This window comes from Chryseobacterium sp. C3 (genome assembly GCF_014218905.1).
GTDB classification, from domain to species: Bacteria; Bacteroidota; Bacteroidia; order Flavobacteriales; family Weeksellaceae; genus Chryseobacterium; species Chryseobacterium mucoviscidosis.
In genome coordinates, this window is the sequence record NZ_JACLCU010000001.1 from 667,902 (window position 1) to 685,070 (window position 17,169).

General features: G+C 36.1%; 18 protein-coding genes. 10 read left to right on the forward strand and 8 right to left on the reverse strand.

From position 1 onward, the window contains the following. The first annotated feature begins 289 nt into the window (after positions 1-289). From H6W53_RS02980 to H6W53_RS03015, 8 genes are all read left to right on the forward strand, one after another. Positions 290-445, forward strand: coding sequence for a DUF2256 domain-containing protein (locus tag H6W53_RS02980; protein ID WP_185204807.1), 156 nt, complete (start codon positions 290-292; stop codon positions 443-445). Next, entirely contained in the window at positions 397-1,695 is a 1,299-nt protein-coding gene (locus H6W53_RS02985; protein ID WP_185204808.1) for a DASH family cryptochrome, read from the forward strand. Before H6W53_RS02980 ends, H6W53_RS02985 begins: the two co-directional genes overlap by 49 nt. Continuing rightward, complete coding sequence (locus H6W53_RS02990) at positions 1,680-3,158, forward strand: cryptochrome/photolyase family protein (RefSeq protein WP_185204809.1); 1,479 nt, start codon at positions 1,680-1,682, stop codon at positions 3,156-3,158. Before H6W53_RS02985 ends, H6W53_RS02990 begins: the two co-directional genes overlap by 16 nt. Positions 3,159-3,326: 168 nt before the next feature. After that, entirely contained in the window at positions 3,327-3,608 is a 282-nt protein-coding gene (locus H6W53_RS02995) for a TIGR03643 family protein (RefSeq protein ID WP_087710706.1), read from the forward strand. 200 nt (positions 3,609-3,808) lie between these two features. Beyond that, positions 3,809-4,507, forward strand: coding sequence for an SDR family NAD(P)-dependent oxidoreductase (locus H6W53_RS03000; RefSeq protein ID WP_185204810.1), 699 nt, complete (start codon positions 3,809-3,811; stop codon positions 4,505-4,507). A 132-nt stretch (positions 4,508-4,639) separates the two neighbouring features. Then, on the forward strand, positions 4,640-5,302 hold the full coding sequence (locus H6W53_RS03005; RefSeq protein ID WP_185204811.1) for a MarR family winged helix-turn-helix transcriptional regulator: 663 nt from the start codon (positions 4,640-4,642) through the stop codon (positions 5,300-5,302). 237 nt (positions 5,303-5,539) lie between these two features. Next, a complete protein-coding gene (locus H6W53_RS03010) occupies positions 5,540-6,136 on the forward strand; it encodes a Crp/Fnr family transcriptional regulator (protein ID WP_185204812.1) in 597 nt (198 codons plus the stop codon). Between the two features lie 87 nt (positions 6,137-6,223). Beyond that, complete coding sequence (locus H6W53_RS03015) at positions 6,224-6,856, forward strand: ferritin-like domain-containing protein (RefSeq protein ID WP_185204813.1); 633 nt, start codon at positions 6,224-6,226, stop codon at positions 6,854-6,856. A 148-nt stretch (positions 6,857-7,004) separates the two neighbouring features. Here H6W53_RS03015 and H6W53_RS03020 read toward each other — a convergent pair whose 3' ends face one another. Further along, complete coding sequence (locus tag H6W53_RS03020) at positions 7,005-8,312, reverse strand: PQQ-dependent sugar dehydrogenase (RefSeq protein ID WP_185204814.1); 1,308 nt, start codon at positions 8,310-8,312, stop codon at positions 7,005-7,007. 178 nt (positions 8,313-8,490) lie between these two features. Here H6W53_RS03020 and H6W53_RS03025 point away from each other — a divergent pair, with 178 nt between their 5' ends. Continuing rightward, positions 8,491-8,862 (forward strand): response regulator, encoded by a 372-nt coding sequence (locus tag H6W53_RS03025; RefSeq protein ID WP_185204815.1) that lies wholly within the window; start codon positions 8,491-8,493, stop codon positions 8,860-8,862. 376 nt (positions 8,863-9,238) lie between these two features. Beyond that, positions 9,239-12,097, forward strand: a complete 2,859-nt coding sequence (gene gcvP, locus H6W53_RS03030; protein WP_185204816.1) for an aminomethyl-transferring glycine dehydrogenase — start codon at positions 9,239-9,241, stop codon at positions 12,095-12,097. A gap of 105 nt (positions 12,098-12,202) precedes the next feature. On the opposite strand, the gene H6W53_RS03035 is transcribed toward gcvP, so the two are convergent. From H6W53_RS03035 to H6W53_RS03065, 7 genes are all read right to left on the reverse strand, one after another. Next, the gene (locus tag H6W53_RS03035; protein ID WP_185204817.1) at positions 12,203-12,886 is read right to left on the reverse strand and encodes a hypothetical protein; all 684 of its coding nucleotides are present in this window, start codon (positions 12,884-12,886) and stop codon (positions 12,203-12,205) included. 21 nt (positions 12,887-12,907) lie between these two features. Beyond that, complete coding sequence (locus H6W53_RS03040; protein ID WP_185204818.1) at positions 12,908-13,480, reverse strand: hypothetical protein; 573 nt, start codon at positions 13,478-13,480, stop codon at positions 12,908-12,910. A gap of 98 nt (positions 13,481-13,578) precedes the next feature. Continuing rightward, the gene (locus H6W53_RS03045) at positions 13,579-14,460 is read right to left on the reverse strand and encodes an SMI1/KNR4 family protein (protein ID WP_185204819.1); all 882 of its coding nucleotides are present in this window, start codon (positions 14,458-14,460) and stop codon (positions 13,579-13,581) included. Positions 14,461-14,464: 4 nt separating this feature from the next. Beyond that, on the reverse strand, positions 14,465-15,289 hold the full coding sequence (locus H6W53_RS03050; protein ID WP_185204820.1) for a tetratricopeptide repeat protein: 825 nt from the start codon (positions 15,287-15,289) through the stop codon (positions 14,465-14,467). A gap of 6 nt (positions 15,290-15,295) precedes the next feature. Next, positions 15,296-16,009 (reverse strand): ankyrin repeat domain-containing protein, encoded by a 714-nt coding sequence (locus H6W53_RS03055; protein WP_185204821.1) that lies wholly within the window; start codon positions 16,007-16,009, stop codon positions 15,296-15,298. A 60-nt stretch (positions 16,010-16,069) separates the two neighbouring features. Further along, positions 16,070-16,438 (reverse strand): hypothetical protein, encoded by a 369-nt coding sequence (locus tag H6W53_RS03060; protein ID WP_185204822.1) that lies wholly within the window; start codon positions 16,436-16,438, stop codon positions 16,070-16,072. Positions 16,439-16,446: 8 nt separating this feature from the next. After that, a complete protein-coding gene (locus tag H6W53_RS03065; protein WP_185204823.1) occupies positions 16,447-17,163 on the reverse strand; it encodes an ATP-binding protein in 717 nt (238 codons plus the stop codon). Between the last annotated feature and the right edge of the window lie 6 nt (positions 17,164-17,169).

Here is a 17,169-nt window from a genome sequence, read left to right on the forward strand (position 1 = left end):
CGACGGAATCAAAAGTCACAAAAGATTTTGATGAATTACAAGGTTATTAAAAGAGTCGAAAGGTTTGAAAACGATTTTGTTGGAATAAATAAATTATTAACAGGTCGCTCCTACGGAGCTCATATCTTATAAAAATGTTAGCTATTAACAGTCAGCTCCTATCGGAACATTATAAAATTCCGTAGGAATGTACTGTTAATAGAAAACAGAAAGCCGTAAAAAGGAAGCTCCGTAGGAGCGACCTGTTAATATTACAATTGTATTTGAATTAAAGTTTAATATAAAAAATATGCCTTCAGGATTACCTTCCAAAATCTGTGAAGTCTGCGGACTGCCCTTCAACTGGCGGAAAAAGTGGAAAAAAAACTGGGACGAAGTAAAATATTGCAGCGAAAGATGCCGGAAAAACAAAAAATCAACATACTCTGGTTCACCAAAGATTTGAGAACGAGAGATTCAGAATCCTTATACAATGCGATGCAGGAAGACTTACCTTTTCTTGCGGTGTATGTTTTTGACGCTGAATTTTTTGCTCAAAAACAGTTCGGTTCCAAAAAAATCGGAAAATACCGTGCAAAATTTTTGCTGGAAAGTGTAGAAAATTTAAAGCAGAATTTAGCGAAACAGAAGATTCCTTTTTTAGTTAAATACGGCAAAACGGAAGACGTTTTCAAAGACATTTCCGAAGAATTTGAAGTCGTGAAGATTTTCTGTCAGGAAGAATGGACGAAGGAAGAAACCGAACTTCATACAAAAATCCGAAGTGTGGTTCCGGCTGCCATTTGGGAAAAATCGTATTCTCAGTTTCTGGTTCATCCGCTTTTTGTTTTTAAGACTTTGGATAAAATTCCGATGCTTTTTACAAGTTTCAGACAAAAAATCGAAAAAAATCTATTGATTCGCCCTGAATTTGAATCAAAAGATTTAACGTACAACAAACCGGAAATTCATTTTAAAAGTGATACCATTTCGTTAAAATCGCTCGGTTTTGAAGATTTTGAAACGGACGAAAGAACAGCTTTTCCTTTTTCGGGCGGAGAAAATGAAGCATTGAAAAGATTGCATCATTATTTCTCGGAAACACAGAATCTGAGTCAGTACAAGCAAACCCGAAACGGTTTGGTGGGAAAAGATTACAGTTCGAAATTTTCGGCTTGGCTATCAGATGGAAGCCTTTCTGCGGTAACCATTTACCACGAGATAAAAAAATATGAGGAAGAATTCGTAGCCAATGATTCAACGTATTGGTTGATATTTGAATTGCTCTGGCGGGATTTTTTCAGATATGTTTCTTTACAGTATAAAGATTTGATTTTCTGGAAAAGCGGAATTAATCATCAAAAATATTTCGCGGAAAACAATAAAACATTGATTCAAAAATGGAAGGATGGAGAAACGGATTCCGATTTCGTGAATGCCAATATGCTCGAACTGAAAAATACAGGCTGGATGAGCAATCGCGGTCGTCAAAATGTAGCTTCCTATTTCTGCAAAATTGTGAAACAGGACTGGAGAATTGGAGCGGCTTATTTTGAGGAAATGCTGATTGATTACGATGTTCACAGCAATTATGGCAACTGGATGTATCTCGCCGGAGTCGGAAATGACAACCGTGACCGAACTTTCAACCCTGAAAAACAGGCAGAAATGTATGATTCTAACCAAGAATTCAGAAAATTATGGCTAAAACAGTAAAACATACCGCCCAACTGATTTTTCCGCATCAGCTTTTCGAGGATACGGATTATCTGGATAAAAGTCAGCCTGTATTTTTGATAGAGGAATTTTTGTTTTTTAAGCAGTATTTATTTCATCAACAGAAGATTGCATTTCATCGGGCAACTATGAAATTTTATGAAAGTGAATTAAAAAAGGCAGGTTTTGAAGTTGAATATGTTGAAAGTTCATCGAAATTTTCGGACATCAGAAATTTAAATCTGAAACTTGAAAAAGAAAATTTTACAACGATAAAAACAACGGATGTTTGCGACAACTGGCTGGAAAAAAGATTAAAGGAAACGAAATTAGAACTCGAAATTTTTGATAGTCCGCTTTTCATCAACAGCAAAGAAGACCTTAAAGATTATTTTGAAGGTAAAAAAGCCTATCATCAGACTGATTTTTATAAGCAGCAGAGAATTACCCGAAATATCCTGATGAAATCCGGAAAACCTTTGGGCGGAAAATGGACGTACGACACCGAAAACCGGAAAAAATATCCGAAAAATAAAAAAGTGCCCGCAATTCATTTTCCGAAAAACAATGAATTTTACGAGGAAGCAAAACAATACACCGAAAAGCATTTTACGAAGAATTACGGAATTCTTACGAATGAACAGCTCTACCCGACTACTTTTAAAGAAGCGGAAAATTGGCTGGAACAGTTTCTTGAAAACCGCTTTCTGGAATTTGGCGTTTACGAGGACAGCATCGTGGAAAAGGAATACTTCCTTCATCACAGTGTGCTTTCTCCGTTAATGAACGTCGGACTTTTAACGCCGGAAAATGTGCTGGAAAAAGCGATTTCATTTGCAAAAGATCACGATATTCCGGTGAATTCTCTGGAAGGTTTTGTCCGCCAGATTTTGGGCTGGAGAGAATTTGTTCGCGGGGTTTATGTTTATCAGGGAACGTATCAGCGGAATAAAAATTATTGGAAACACAAGCAAAAACTTCCGGAGTCTTTTTACACCGCCAAAACAGGAATCCGCCCGATTGACAGTTCGCTCCAGAAAATCCGGAAAACAGGTTATGCGCATCACATCGAAAGACTGATGATTTTTGCCAACTTTATGAATCTCTGTCAGTTCAATCCTGATGAAGTCTGTCAATGGTTTATGGAAATGTTCATTGATTCCTACGACTGGGTGATGGTTCCGAATGTGTATGGAATGAGCAGTTTTTCAGACGGCGGAAAGATGAGCACGAAACCGTACATCAGCGGAAGCAATTACATTAAAAAAATGAGCGATTATCCCGATGGAGAATGGGCGGAACAATGGGATGCGCTTTTTTGGAATTTCATCAATGACAACAAAGATTTTTTTGCTAAAAATCCAAGATTGGGAATGATGCTGAGAACACTGGAGAAAATGCCGGAAGAGAAACGAAAACAGCATTTTAAAATGGCAAAGGAATTTATTGAAAATCTGAAATGATATTTTAACCACAAAAGACACAAAAGAATTGATTGGTAAAAAGTTTTCAAAAGAGCAAAAAAGATTCTATAAAAAGACTTTGCTGAGTGAAACGCCTTTGCGAACAAAAAATATTTTCAAAATTTTAAAGAAAAATCTTTGCGGACTTTGCGTTAAAAATCAAAAAAAATGAATAAAAACCTCAACATAAAAGAAATCGACAGAATCATCGAAATGGCGTGGGAAGACCGAACACCGTTTGAAGCGATACAATTTCAGTTTGGAATCAGTGAATCGGAAGTAATTGAACTGATGCGTTCGGAGCTGAAAGAATCGAGTTTTAAGCTTTGGAGAAAAAGAGTGAATTCGGGAGTGAGCCAGAAACATCTGAAAAAAAGAAGCGAAGAAATCAACCGCTTTAAATGCAGCAGACAGAGAATTATCAGCAATAATAAAATTTCTAAAAGATAAATTTTACCACAAAAGTCACAAAAGAATTGTTTGAAGATAGAGTGCTTCAAAAGAGCAAAAAAGCATTGTAAATAAAAATCTTAACAAGATTAGTCTCACAATGCAGATTATTAAATGAGCAGTATTAAAGATGTCACACTGAGCTTGTCGAAGTGTCTCTAAATAAAAACCTTCGTGTTCAAAACATTAAAATAAAAATTATGAAAAATATCGTCATCATCGGTTGCGGAAAAGGAATCGGATTAGCAACGGCAAAAATTCTTGCAGAACAACACAAAATCATTGGAATTTCCAGAACGGAAAATCACGAACTGAATCATCCGAATATCGAATTCCACACAATGGATATTCTTTCGGGAAATTTAGATGACATTAATTTCCCTGAAGTGGTGGATGGATTGGTTTATGCACCGGGAAGCATTAATTTAAAACCTTTTAACCGACTTTCTTTAGATGATTTTAAGAATGATTTTGAAATCAATGTTTTGGGAGCGGTTAAAATTATTCAGAAACTGTTGCCGAATCTTAAAAAGTCGGAAAGTGCCTCTGTTGTGCTTTTCAGCTCAGTGGCAGCAAAACTGGGAATGCCTTTTCACGCTTCGATTGCGGCGAGTAAAAATGCAGTGGAAGGTCTTACGAAAAGTCTGGCGGCGGAATTTTCGGCACAGAAAATCAGGGTCAATGCGATTGCACCATCTTTAACGGACACGAATTTAGCATCACAGCTTTTAGCAACGCCTGAGAAAAGAGAAGCCTCTGCAAAAAGACATCCGTTGCAAAGAGTGGGAACGGCTGAAGAAATTGCAGAAATGACGGCTTTCCTTGTTTCGGATAAATCGTCGTGGATTACAGGACAGGTTTTCGGAATTGATGGCGGAATGGGAAGTGTTAAGCTTTAGGGTTAGTGAGTTGTAGAGTTTTAGGGGTTTTAGGGTTGGAGAGTTTGAGAGTTGAAGCGTTGGAGGATTTAGATTCTTAAACCCCTTTTAGATTATAAAAAATATTTAAAATACTTAGATTAAATTTGCACTATGAATACTGATTTTTTCATTGATTTGCTGCATCAGGTTAAAGAATTTGAAAATTCCGAAGCTTATAAACCTCACTCTACGGTCGAGGATTTCCGTCTTTGGCTGAATGATAAAAAATACAGAAAAGAGAGTCCAACCAAGCTTTTTAAAAATGAACAGCATCAGGTTTCGTTCACAGAAAATGAAATCTGCAAACAGGTTCTGCTTTTGGGACGATATTCTAAACAACTGATCCGAAAGGGACTGAATGATTTTCCTGAACTCGCCAATGAAGAATTTACCTATCTCTACCGACTGAAAGACGAACCGAATCTGACTAAAATTCAACTGATTGAAAGAAACGGGCACGAAAAACAGACGGGAACCCAAATCATCAAACGTCTTCTGGAATATGGCTTAATCGAAGAAAAGAACGACAGCGAAGATAAAAGAAGCAAGCGTCTCAACATCACCGAAAAAGGTGAAGATTATTTCCACCGTTCTGTTGAAAAGGTAAATATGACGTCGAGAATTCTTGCCGGAAAACTTGAAAACAAAGAAAAAACCGAACTTCTGGAATTGCTCAGAAAACTGAATGATTTTCATTCGCACGTATACTCGGAGTACAGAAATGAAGATATTGGAAAAGTAATGGATTTGGTTGCCCAAAAAAGGCATTCATAAATATATTCTACCAACAAACTTTAAAATTCGTAAAAACTTTCAGACATTTTTGTTTTGTTTGAAAGTTTTATGCGGAGTTATACATTCACATAGAAAAAATAAATGTCTGAACCTTAGCATAATTTTCCCAATCAGATAACAGAAATTGTGATATTCTTTATAATGGTACGATTTTTTTATTTTTAAATTTAATTAATCCGCTTCCGCCAATACCATTATCATCACAAAATCTTATATATGTTAATATCAGAAGAACTTTTACTCCACTATGGCGCAGAAGAAGAAACTTTCGATCGCCATCAAACCATTTTTAATGAAGGGGAAAAACCGAAGTATTATTATCAGGTTGTAGAAGGCAGAATAAAATTGAACCATTACAATGATGAAGGCAGAGAGCTTATTCTTGCCATTCTGGATAGAGGACTGAGTGTATGCGAACTTTTGCTGTTCATTGATCAGACCTATCCAGTAAATGCCGTTACTTTTGAAAAATGTACCGTATTAAGACTTTCGAAACAAAATTTCGTAAAGCTTCTTGACGAAAATCCTGAAATTTCAAGAGACATCAACAAATTCTTGTCCGAAAGACTTTATTACAAATATATTATGCTGGAAAACAATTCGTCTCTTCGTCCGGAAACAAGAATCGTAGGCGTTTTAGATTATCATAAAAGTTTTTTTGAAGACCAGTCGAAATATTCATACGAAGTTCCGCTGACCCGACAGCAAATTGCCGCTATTACCGCCTTAAGAGTTGAAACAGTGGTGAGAGCTGTGAAAAAGCTGGAAAAAGAGGAATATCTGAAAATCATCAACAGAAAAATCTTTGTCTGATCTTTTCATACCACAGTTCTGGCTTTTACGCTAAAGTGGTCTTATAGTTGCAGATTCACCAGCAACCAAACACTAAAATAGTATATTATGGAAACAAAAACCGCAACTAAAAAAACACCTGCGAAAAAATCAGCACCAGCAAAAAACGCAGCAAAATCAAATGCCAAAACTCCAACAAAGGCAACCTCGAAAACTTCAACAAAAGCAACCTCTAAAACTCCAGCAAAGAAAAACGCGGCAAAAGAGCTAAAAGATCTTTTTGAAGATTCTTTGAAAGACATTTACTGGGCAGAAAAAGCTTTACTGAAAGCGTTGCCTACCATGATGAAAAATGCAACGCATGAAAAACTGAAAAAAGCAATAGAAAATCACATCACAGAAACTGAAGGTCATGTGGAAAGACTGGAAGAATGTTTCAAAGCTTTAGGCAAAAAAGCTCAGGCTAAAAAATGTGATGCCATGCAGGGTTTACTGGATGAAGGAAAAAGCATTATCGAAGAAACAGAACTGGGACCTGTAAGAGATGCAGGAATTATTGCCGCAGCACAGAAAGTGGAACATTACGAAATTGCAACGTACGGAACTTTGGCAGCCTTCGCAAAAGTATTGGAAGAAAAAGAGTGCCTTCAGCATCTTCTAAGTACTTTGGAAGAAGAAAAAAAGTGTGATGAGCTGCTTACAAAAGTTGCAGATACCAATCTTAACAGCAAAGCATTGTAAAATATTTTACGGAAGGTAAAAGAACTTTTAAATCAAATAAATAGAGCTTGATCATTCAGGCTCTATTTATTTTTACTTGCTATGAAAACAATATGGTTAATAAAAAGCAGCCCTGAATGACTGCTTTCTGACACTCTATTGAATTTCATTAATTTTTACGAGATACTCTCCAGACAATTCCTCCTACATCATCTGCGACCAGTAAAGATCCATCTGCTAACTGCAAAACCCCAACCGGTCTTCCGTAAACATCGCCTTTTGCTTCATTTGCTATAAAACCTGTAAGAAAAGGCTGATATGAACCGGAAGGTTTTCCGTTTTTAAAAGGGACAAAAGCAACCTGATAACCTACCAAAGATGAGCGGTTCCATGATCCGTGCTGTCCTATAAAAGCTCCGTTTTTATATTTTTCCGGAAACTGAGAACCTGTATAAAATGTTAAACCTAAAGATGCGGTATGGCTTCCCAAAGGTACATCCGGAACTATTGTTTTCTGTACAAGATCGGGTCTTTCTCCTTTTCTTCGCGGATCTTCGTTTTTACCGAAGTAAGAATATGGCCAACCGTAAAAAGCATTCTGTTTTACACTGGTAAGATAATCCGGAACTAAATCGTCTCCTAATTCATCTCTCTCATTTACAACAGTCCAGAGTTCTCCGGTTACGGGATTCCAGCTCATTCCGACAGGATTTCTGAGACCTGATGCATAAATTTTCTCCCCTCTTCCATCGGGATTTACTTCTAAAATATTGGCTCTTCTCAACTCTTTATCCATTCCGTTCTCCCCTACATTGCTTCCCGATCCTACAGAAATATAGATTTTAGATTTGTCTTTGTTTGCTATTAAATTTCTTGTCCAGTGATTGTTGTATCCACCCGCAGGAAGATTTACGATCTTTTTCCCAGGTTTTGAAATCTTCGTATCTCCCAATTTGTAAGGATAAACCCATAAACCATCGGTATTGGCAACATAAAACTGATCATTGATAATCAACATTCCGTATGGCTGATTTAAATTCGCTAAAAATACGCTGGAAGATTCCGGAATTCCGTCTTTATTGGCATCACGATAGAGAATGATTCTGTTGGCAGATTTTCCTCCTACTTCAGCATCACTTTTTCCACTAATGTCGTTTTTAATTTTCTCCGAAACGGTACGTTCAGAATTAGACAACACCACAAATACGTCTCCGTTTTCAGCCTGAATTATATTTCTGGGGCTTTTAATATTTTCTGCAAATCTTGTTACGGTAAATCCTTCCGGAGCAATAGGCGATTTTCCTTTCGGCCAGCCAAGAACGTTACTAAACTTTGTTTTACTGCTTTTTTCATCCGGTGCAGGAAGTTTCAGCGTATCGGTTTTGGTAACGGCGGTATTGCCCTCTGTTTTTTCTGTTTTATTTTCTTTGCAGCTCAACGTCAGCAAAGTTAACATGGGTAGAAAATAGTGTTTCATATATTTTAAGTTGTGGTTTTGTTTCTCAGAGATTACAAAAAGTATTCCTTTAAGAAAATAACTTATATCGATGAATATTATTAACCGATTTATTCCGAATCAGATAAAATTGATCTTCAATTTTTCATTAATTTAAGATTTCGTTTAAGATTGGCTTTGTTTTTGCGATGCAACGGATATGAAAACAATTTTTATCGTTGAAGATGAGACAGGCATCAGAGATGCATTGCAGCTACTCCTGTCATTTGAGAATTATGATGTACGTTCTTTCGCCAATGCTGAAGTATTTAACAACAGAGATCAATCCGTAGTTCCCGATATTTTTATCATGGATGTGAAATTACCGGATGGTTTGGGAACAGATTTATGCAACCAGATCAAAGAAAATCCCGCAACGTCTCATATTCCCGTAATGATTATCAGCGCTCATGCAAAAGCGGCAAACGTTGTAAATTCCTGCAAAGCGGATATTTTTATCCCAAAACCTTTTGATATTGATGATGTTATTGTGAAGATTGAAGATTTGATAAAACAGCCTAACCTTCAATAAATTAACATTGTCTTACTATAAATAGATCCTCCAAATTTAAATTTTGGAGGATTTTTTAATTGATAATATTATGAATTTCCGTAAACAGATTTGGAAAACTTAACATTTAAATAATTATAAAACCTGGCGAGTTTAAAAATAAGTACTTGTAATATTGATTATTTTTAAATTTTAGAAAATCTAACTGGCAGTAAAATTTATTCTCAACTGCTTTTTTTAACAAATTTTATGTTCAATAACTCAACAAAAAGGCTTTAATTTTAAATAAGTTAAAATACTTTATATTATTTATTTATGATTTTAATTTAGTTGTACAATTTTCTAAAAAATCGTAATTTTACGAATCTTTTTTACAAACAAAATCTAATAAATAAAAATGAATACAGAACAGTTTGTGAGCCGTCACATTTCCTTAAATGAAGCCGATAAACAGGCAATGCTGGAAAAAGTTGGCGTTTCAAGTATCGAGGAGCTTCTCTCTCAAACCATCCCTTCTTCTATCCGTTTAGAAAAAGATCTTGAAATCTCAGAACCGCTTTCAGAATACGAAATGCTGATCCATTCTAAGGAACTGGCGTCGAAAAACACTGATTATACAAGCTACATCGGGTTCGGATATCACAACACGTTGTTGCCATCGGCTATTCAGAGAAACATCTTTGAAAATCCGAGTTGGTACACAGCATATACTCCTTATCAGGCGGAAATTGCACAGGGAAGACTGGAAGCACTTCTTAATTTTCAGACTGTTGTGTGTGATCTTACAGGTTTTGCCTTGGCAAATGCTTCATTATTAGACGAATCTACGGCTGCTGCAGAAGCAATGCATATGTTCTTCAACAACAGAACGAAAGATCAGAAAAAAGCGGGAGCAAACAAATTCTTTGTTTCAGATCTTGTTATGCCTCAAACGGCCTCTGTATTAAAAACAAAAGCGGAAGGTCTTGAGATCGAAATCGTAGAAGGAGATCACAAAACGCATGAGTTTGACGGTTCTTACTTCGGAGTTTTATTACAATATCCCGGGAAAAACGGAATTGTTTTAGATTATACAGAAAACATCGTAGAATATAAAAAATTAGATCTTCAGGTAGTTGTTGCCTGTGATCCGATGGCTTTGGTGAAGTTAAAATCTCCGGCTTCAATGGGCGCTGACTGTGCTGTTGGAACAACGCAGAGATTCGGTATTCCATTGGGTTACGGTGGTCCTCACGCAGCATTCTTCTCTTGTAAGGAAGATTATAAGAGAGATATTCCGGGAAGAATTATCGGAGTTTCTCAGGATGTGTACGGAAGACGTGCTTTAAGAATGGCTTTACAGACGAGAGAACAGCACATCAAGAGAGAAAGAGCAACGTCAAACATCTGTACAGCTCAGGTTCTTTTAGCCGTTATGGCAGGAATGTACGCTGTTTATCACGGTCCGAAAGGATTAAATTATATCGCAGATCAGATTCATTTTAAAGCCAATGCTTTGAAGGGAGGTCTGAAAGCTTTAGGATATGAAATTGTGGAAGAGCCGATCTTTGATACGGTAAAAATCACGATGAATGAAGATGAGAAAGGAAGACTGATGAGAATGATGCTTGATCACAAATTAAATTTAAACTACTTCACGGAAGGAGTGGTAAGTATTGCGATCAACGAAAGTACAACATTGGATAAATTAAATTATCTGATGGCTTCTTTTGCCCAGTTCAAAGACAAGCAGACTTTCAAACTTGAAATTAAAGAAGGATACAGCATTCCGGAAGAGAATTTAAGAAAAGACGAAATTCTTACGGAAGAAGTATTCAACAAATACCATACGGAAACGGAATTGATGCGTTACATCAAGCATCTTGAAAGAAAAGATTTATCGTTGACCCACTCAATGATTTCTTTAGGTTCCTGTACGATGAAACTGAACGCTGCAACGCAGATGTTACCGCTTTCATGGGACAATTGGGGTTCTGTTCATCCGTTTGTACCGGTTGACCAAGCGGGAGGTTATCAGGAAATGATCCGTGAACTGGAGAAAGATTTAGCTGAAATTACAGGTTTCGCAGGAACTTCTCTTCAACCGAATTCCGGAGCTCAGGGAGAATATGCAGGATTAATGGTGATCAGAGAATATCACATTTCAAGAGGTGAAGGTCACAGAAACGTGGTTTTAATTCCTCAGTCTGCACACGGAACCAACCCTGCTTCAGCAGCAATGGCTGGAATGAAAATTGTTGTGGTTAAAAATCTTGAGAACGGAGAAATTGATTTCGAAGATTTAAAAACAAAAACAGAACAGCATTCTGAAAATCTTTCCTGCGTAATGATCACGTATCCGTCTACATACGGATTCTTCGATGCCAACATTAAAGAAATTACAGCTTTGATCCACGAACACGGAGGACAGGTTTATATGGACGGAGCGAACATGAACGCTCAGGTTGGATACACAAGTCCCGGAAACATCGGAGCAGACGTTTGTCACTTAAACCTACACAAAACATTCGCAATTCCTCACGGAGGAGGAGGTCCCGGAGTTGGCCCGATCTGTGTGGCTAAACATTTAGTTCCTTTCTTACCTTCCAATGCCAATATCAGAATCGGATCAAAAGATGCGATTGAAGGTATTTCTGCAGCACCTTACGGTTCTGGATTAATTCTGAATATTTCTTACGCTTACATCAAAATGTTAGGAAATTCAGGTCTGAAAAAATCAACGGAACATGCTATTTTAAATGCCAATTATTTAAAAGAAATTTTAGCTGAGCATTTCCCGATTTTATATTCAAACGAAAACGGAAGAGTTGCCCACGAATGTATCGTAGATTTCAGACAGTTCAAATCTTTAGGAATTGAAGTTGCCGATGTAGCAAAAAGATTAATGGACTATGGATTCCACGCTCCTACGGTTTCTTTCCCGGTTGCAGGAACTTTAATGATTGAACCGACAGAATCTGAAAGCAAATCTGAAATTGACCGTTTTGCAGAAGCTTTAATCGCCATTAAACATGAAATTGATGAGATTGCAAACGGTGAAGCAGACGCAGCCAACAACGTGTTGAAAAACGCGCCTCACACAGAACAACTGGTAATCTCCGATTCTTGGGATAAACCATACAGCAGAGAAAAAGCAGCTTATCCTTTAGACTGGGTAAGAGACCACAAATTCTTCGCTACAGTTTCCAGAGTGGATGAAGCTTACGGAGACAGAAACTTAGTTTGTACCTGTGAGCCGATTGAAGCTTATATGTAATTAAAAGTTTTTTTTTAAATAAAGTAAATCCCTTTCAGTGATGAGAGGGATTTTTTATGTCATTTAAAAGTAATTTCAAAAGATTTACAAGTAAAGCAGCATCAGTTATTTTTTAAAAAAGCTGCCAAAAAGCTTTTTTAGAATAGGTTGTTGATCAGCCATTTCTTCTAAAAAATCAAACACTTCAGATGACTCTTGCTTTTCTGATGAAATATAATCTGAGATTTGACACGGGTTGGTAACATCAACTTTTATATTTCTATCTACAGAGTTGTAACCGTTGCTGTACGCAGCAGAATCGAATTCCTGATACTTTTCAAGGTGATCAGTCCACTGAGAATCCGTTGTAGTAATTCTATAAATAGCCCACGGAATTCTATTATAATCTTTCCAAAATTCTCTCCAGTGTTTATCCCAGGTTTCGTCCCAATCGTCATCATCTTCTTCAAGCCCGTCCTTTTCACATAATTCGTCCATTTGTGCATGCGCCTCACTTTCATCCCAAGGAAGATTATGAGCCTCATAAATAATGGTATCCTTTACATAAAGATCTACCAAATCATCCAGATCATCCGGCTGAAATTTATAGGGGGAAATCGCTTTTCCAAGAGGAGAATTAGGAAACCTGTTAAAACTTTCATCAAAACCATAGGCTTCATGAATCAAAAGCTGTAAGGCGAAATTTTTATCCTGAGGAAAGGGGCCTGCATCCGGATGGCTAAATTTAACAAGCAAGTCAATATAGTCATCCTTCTTTTCCATGACCGTAATTTTCCATAATGTACTCATGTAGTAATTTTTATTGGTTATTTATGTATTGTTATCAATTATTTCACACAAAGCCGTCACCACTTCGCGTTGTTTTCCATTCGGGTATTTTTCCAAATAGTTTTTCTGTAATGCCGAAGAATTGTAGTTATTGTTTTCCAGCAGTTCTTCTGATAAGCTGAAAATGTAATTGAGTTCTTTAGCTTCATCTGCATATTTTCCATTCGGGAAAAGATTTTCGTATTTTTGAACCAAATCATTGGCGGCAATAAATTCGTGCGTATCTTTAATCATCAGTGAACAGAAACCTTCTTCACTGTCAATAAGAAATTTGTAAGAATCTACAGCCGATTCCCAGATGTTTTCTTCACAGGCTTCCGCGTCGAAACCATATTCTAAAGCTTTGGTATAATGCGATGTTGCGCCCCAGTAATCATTCTTGGAAAGATAGATCATTGCGCCGATCTGGTTATGGTAAATGGCTTTATTGTCGGGAAATCTTTCGAGTAAATTTTTAGAAAGGTTTAAAGCTTCTCCATAGTTTCCTGCCTGAATAGTGTTAGAAAGTTCCCAGAAACCGTTTTTCTCTTCTTCTGATGCAAAATTGATTGCCATGGTATATTAGTTTTAAATTTAGAGCCCTAAAGTATTAAAAATGTTTAATTTCAGCTATTATTTAATGAAAACTTTTATATAATTCTAAGATTTTCAATTTATCGTGAAGGTATTTCAGATGATTTTTTAATCGCATCTCCTAATTTGGTCTTTGAATGATTATTGCTGGAAAAATGTACAAAATAACCTACTCTTTCTCTCAAACCATGGAGATTTAGCGTTAAAGAAACATAATCAGTAAAGCTCATTGTAGAATGATCTGTAAAAGAATTGCCGTAGTTATCTCCTTTATACACAGTTGGATCGTCATCAGAATTAAGATCTAAAGCAATCATATTGTACTCCGAATAAAAATCAAATATTTTCAGGTCATCATCAACGTCGAAATGCGCATCCCATTTATCAAATAAAACCGTTTTTAAAGGCAGTATCTGAATGGATCCGATATGATTATCATAAGCATCTAAATTCCAAGCTTTACCCGCTCTTACCCTTCTGTCCACGTAAGGTTCCTTATAATCCCATAAAATTTGAATGTGACCGAATTGGCTGTAAAACTCTTTGACAGCCGAAGGAATTTTCCGTTTTAATTTTTTCTCATATTTTTCAAAATCCTCATTGCTTAGAGGCTTTCCGATCGAAAAATAGTGTATGTAAAGATCTTCACGCTGAAGCAGACCACGGATCATGTTGTAGAAATCTCTTTTAAGATTCGGGAAAAAGCTGAGTGACAAGTGATTTTCCAGCAGTTCATCTTCAAAAAGATAGTTGCGGTTGATGTAACTGTAATTACCGGAAACAAAAAAATCCCGACCGATCAGCAAATAAACATCCTGCTCTTTGTTAAATTTTTTCACTACGGCTCCATAATTCTCAAGCCTATTTTTAACATCACCTTTCTTACCGGCAAGGATAAATTTTTTCGACTCTGTATATACTTCAATCTGTCTTCCTTCGATTTCTTTTCTGATCAATTCCATTCTGCTATTTTTTTTCAGTTATTGAGTTTAGAGTAAATTTTGCAAGCTCAATATTGGCTGTGGTAGCATCAGATGAAAAAATAAGATGTCCTAAAAGGTTTTTGGCTTCTTCCTTCTTTCCATTTTGGTCTAGTAAAATTGCCTTATTTATTTCCAGAATTCCTTTGGTATCTGCGTCAGGATTTTTTAACAGACCTTGTTCAATAGCGTTAAACTTTTCTGCTTTGTTATCCATAAGATTGGCAAGCTCTTTCCATGCAGGAGCAAAATCAGGAACTTTTTCGGTCAGGGTTTTGGTAATTTCTAATTTCTGTTCCTTATCATCCGTCGATTCTATTTGCAGATAAGCTAAATAGATACCTTTAGGAAATTTTCCCGACTGTTCACCCTGAAGAGTGTATAAAGCTGTTTTTGTAGTGAAAAATCCTTTGGGTGAAAGATCATCAGTTTTTTTATAAAATTTTAAAGCATTATCGAAATCCCCTTTTAAAAGATATGTAAAAGCAAGATCATAGATAGGATATGACCAGTCGGGTTGAATTTTTATGGCTTCTTCAAGTTTCGCAATGGCAAGATCATACTTTCCTGACTGACCGAGTTCTCTAGCTTCTGTATGCAGTTTTCTTGCTGTTGGATCAATATTTTTATTATCCATAATTTCATAATCTATTTTTCCTGTTGTATTTTCTAATTCGCTTTTCGTAATCATATGACCTGCTTTATCTTTAAAAACAATATCATTTGTCGCAGATTTTATTTCCTCTGATTTATTTTGGCAGGAATTGAAAATTAAAAGAACATACCCGAAAATAAGGATTGTTTTTTTCATTATTTTTTACTGTAGAAGCTTAACAATTTCTGCGTTATTTTTCTCTTTTGCCATATCCAAAGCTGTTTTGCCGTCCTTATTTTTAATTGTTAAATCAGGCTTATATTGAAGCAGAAATTTTACCGTTTCCAAATTTCCACCCTGAGCACAGTACATAATCGGGGTTTCTTGATCAGCATCGATATTATTAATATCGGCGCCGTTTTTTATAAGATATTCCGCGATGTTTAAATAGCCTTTGCTGATTGCGCTTGCGAAAGGTGTTGCAAGATCTTTTGCTCTGGAGTCTACCGTAGCTTTATTTTCGACTAGAAGTTTTACCACCTCAAGTCTGTTATTTCTTGTGGCAAAACGTAATGCAGTCCATCCGTTAACATCCTGAAAATTTGGATTTGCTTTATTGCTAAGAAGTAATTCTACAATTTTTATAAATCCTTCCTGAGAAGCAAAATTCAGCGGAGTGGCAGTGCTTTCTAAAGGCACATTAACATCGGCGCCTTTTTTTATTAAAAGTTCAACCAGTTTTACGTTTCCAGTTCCTACTGCAGAATATAAAGGCGTTATACCCTCTTTTGATTTTTGATTTATATTTTCTCCTTTCTCCAATAATTTTGTTACCTTTTCGATGTCCTGACTTTCAATAGCATTAAAGATTTTTTGAGAAAATACAGAGCTGAACGTAAATAGAGATAAAGCAACAAAAAGGCTTTTAGTTTTCATAAGGTTAAAGTTTTATTTGAAATTTAAATTTATAATTTCCAAATATAAAACAATATCTTATTAATCAATGATCATTGCCGGATCAAAAATTCTTTTCCTATTCATTAAAATAGAATCAAAATTTATTTTCTCAAAAGAATCATTTCTGTTATAATATTCGAATTTATACTTGTAGATTTCAATAATCTTATCTTTGATTTCCTTAGTAGGTTTCCGATCGTATTCATCACACAAACAAAGTGCTAATTCGCGCAAAGCAGACTCATACTCCCACTGATTTGTAACAGTTCCATCATTTATTTTTCTTTCTTTTTCTTCATCATGCAAAGGATAGTTGACTTTACAGTTTTTAAAAGTTATTTCTCCACTATATTTTTCGGAGCACGAAAGCAAAAACATCAGAAAAACTGAAAAAAATCCTGATTTCATTTAGCACACTATATCTTTTCCGTTTTAGCTTCCAATGATTTAATCAAATTCCCTTTCACCACCGTAAAAGCATGATCTTTCGCCTCAGCAAAAGAAACATCATATTTCCTGTCTATATTTCTTAAATCTGCTGGAAACTTCATCAGTAAATCGTCATAAAAATCATCTAAAAATTGTTTTGAAGGGAGTGCATAATCTATTCTAAGCTGAAAACGTCTTAATAAAGCCGTGTCGATAATTTCAGGATGGTTTGTCGCACACAAAAGCAGGGCATTTTCCGGAAAATAATCAATCAACTGAATAAGAGTATTTACGAGACGTCTCATTTCGCCCACATCTTTATCATCGCTTCCTCTTGCCTTCCCGATCTGGTCGAGTTCATCGAGAAATAGAACCGATCTTTCTCTTGCCGCTTTATCAAAGATCATTTTGATATTCTGCGAAGTCTCCCCGATTCTTGAAGAAACGATATTGCTTAAATTGAGGATAATAATGCTTTTTCCCAAAGCATTGGCAATGGCTTTTGCTGTCATTGTTTTTCCGCAGCCGGAACTTCCCTGAAGAAGAATTTTATTGTTTACCGGAAGTCCGTATTCCAGAAGTTCTTTGGAAAATGTATTTTCTTTAATAAGCTGTACAAGCTGTTCTTTATTTTGGGGATCAAGGAAAACATCATTAAGGCTAACTTCTTCTTTGTCTTGAATAATAAGATTGTACAGATTCATTTTGCT

Excerpts from the sequence above, each read along its gene's own strand:
- H6W53_RS03040 (WP_185204818.1), bottom strand. The coding sequence starts at position 13,480 with ATGGCAATCAATTTTGCATCAGAAGAAGAGAAAAACGGTTTCTGGGAA.
- H6W53_RS03010 (WP_185204812.1), top strand. The coding sequence starts at position 5,540 with ATGTTAATATCAGAAGAACTTTTACTCCACTATGGCGCAGAAGAAGAA.
- H6W53_RS03025 (WP_185204815.1), top strand. The coding sequence starts at position 8,491 with ATGAAAACAATTTTTATCGTTGAAGATGAGACAGGCATCAGAGATGCA.
- H6W53_RS03055 (WP_185204821.1), bottom strand. The coding sequence starts at position 16,009 with ATGAAAACTAAAAGCCTTTTTGTTGCTTTATCTCTATTTACGTTCAGC.
- H6W53_RS03000 (WP_185204810.1), top strand. The coding sequence starts at position 3,809 with ATGAAAAATATCGTCATCATCGGTTGCGGAAAAGGAATCGGATTAGCA.
- H6W53_RS03035 (WP_185204817.1), bottom strand. The coding sequence starts at position 12,886 with ATGAGTACATTATGGAAAATTACGGTCATGGAAAAGAAGGATGACTAT.
- H6W53_RS02985 (WP_185204808.1), top strand. The coding sequence starts at position 397 with ATGCCGGAAAAACAAAAAATCAACATACTCTGGTTCACCAAAGATTTG.
- H6W53_RS03020 (WP_185204814.1), bottom strand. The coding sequence starts at position 8,312 with ATGAAACACTATTTTCTACCCATGTTAACTTTGCTGACGTTGAGCTGC.
- H6W53_RS03015 (WP_185204813.1), top strand. The coding sequence starts at position 6,224 with ATGGAAACAAAAACCGCAACTAAAAAAACACCTGCGAAAAAATCAGCA.
- H6W53_RS03060 (WP_185204822.1), bottom strand. The coding sequence starts at position 16,438 with ATGAAATCAGGATTTTTTTCAGTTTTTCTGATGTTTTTGCTTTCGTGC.
- H6W53_RS02990 (WP_185204809.1), top strand. The coding sequence starts at position 1,680 with ATGGCTAAAACAGTAAAACATACCGCCCAACTGATTTTTCCGCATCAG.
- H6W53_RS03045 (WP_185204819.1), bottom strand. The coding sequence starts at position 14,460 with ATGGAATTGATCAGAAAAGAAATCGAAGGAAGACAGATTGAAGTATAT.
- H6W53_RS02980 (WP_185204807.1), top strand. The coding sequence starts at position 290 with ATGCCTTCAGGATTACCTTCCAAAATCTGTGAAGTCTGCGGACTGCCC.
- H6W53_RS03050 (WP_185204820.1), bottom strand. The coding sequence starts at position 15,289 with ATGAAAAAAACAATCCTTATTTTCGGGTATGTTCTTTTAATTTTCAAT.
- H6W53_RS03005 (WP_185204811.1), top strand. The coding sequence starts at position 4,640 with ATGAATACTGATTTTTTCATTGATTTGCTGCATCAGGTTAAAGAATTT.
- H6W53_RS02995 (WP_087710706.1), top strand. The coding sequence starts at position 3,327 with ATGAATAAAAACCTCAACATAAAAGAAATCGACAGAATCATCGAAATG.
- gcvP (WP_185204816.1), top strand. The coding sequence starts at position 9,239 with ATGAATACAGAACAGTTTGTGAGCCGTCACATTTCCTTAAATGAAGCC.
- H6W53_RS03065 (WP_185204823.1), bottom strand. The coding sequence starts at position 17,163 with ATGAATCTGTACAATCTTATTATTCAAGACAAAGAAGAAGTTAGCCTT.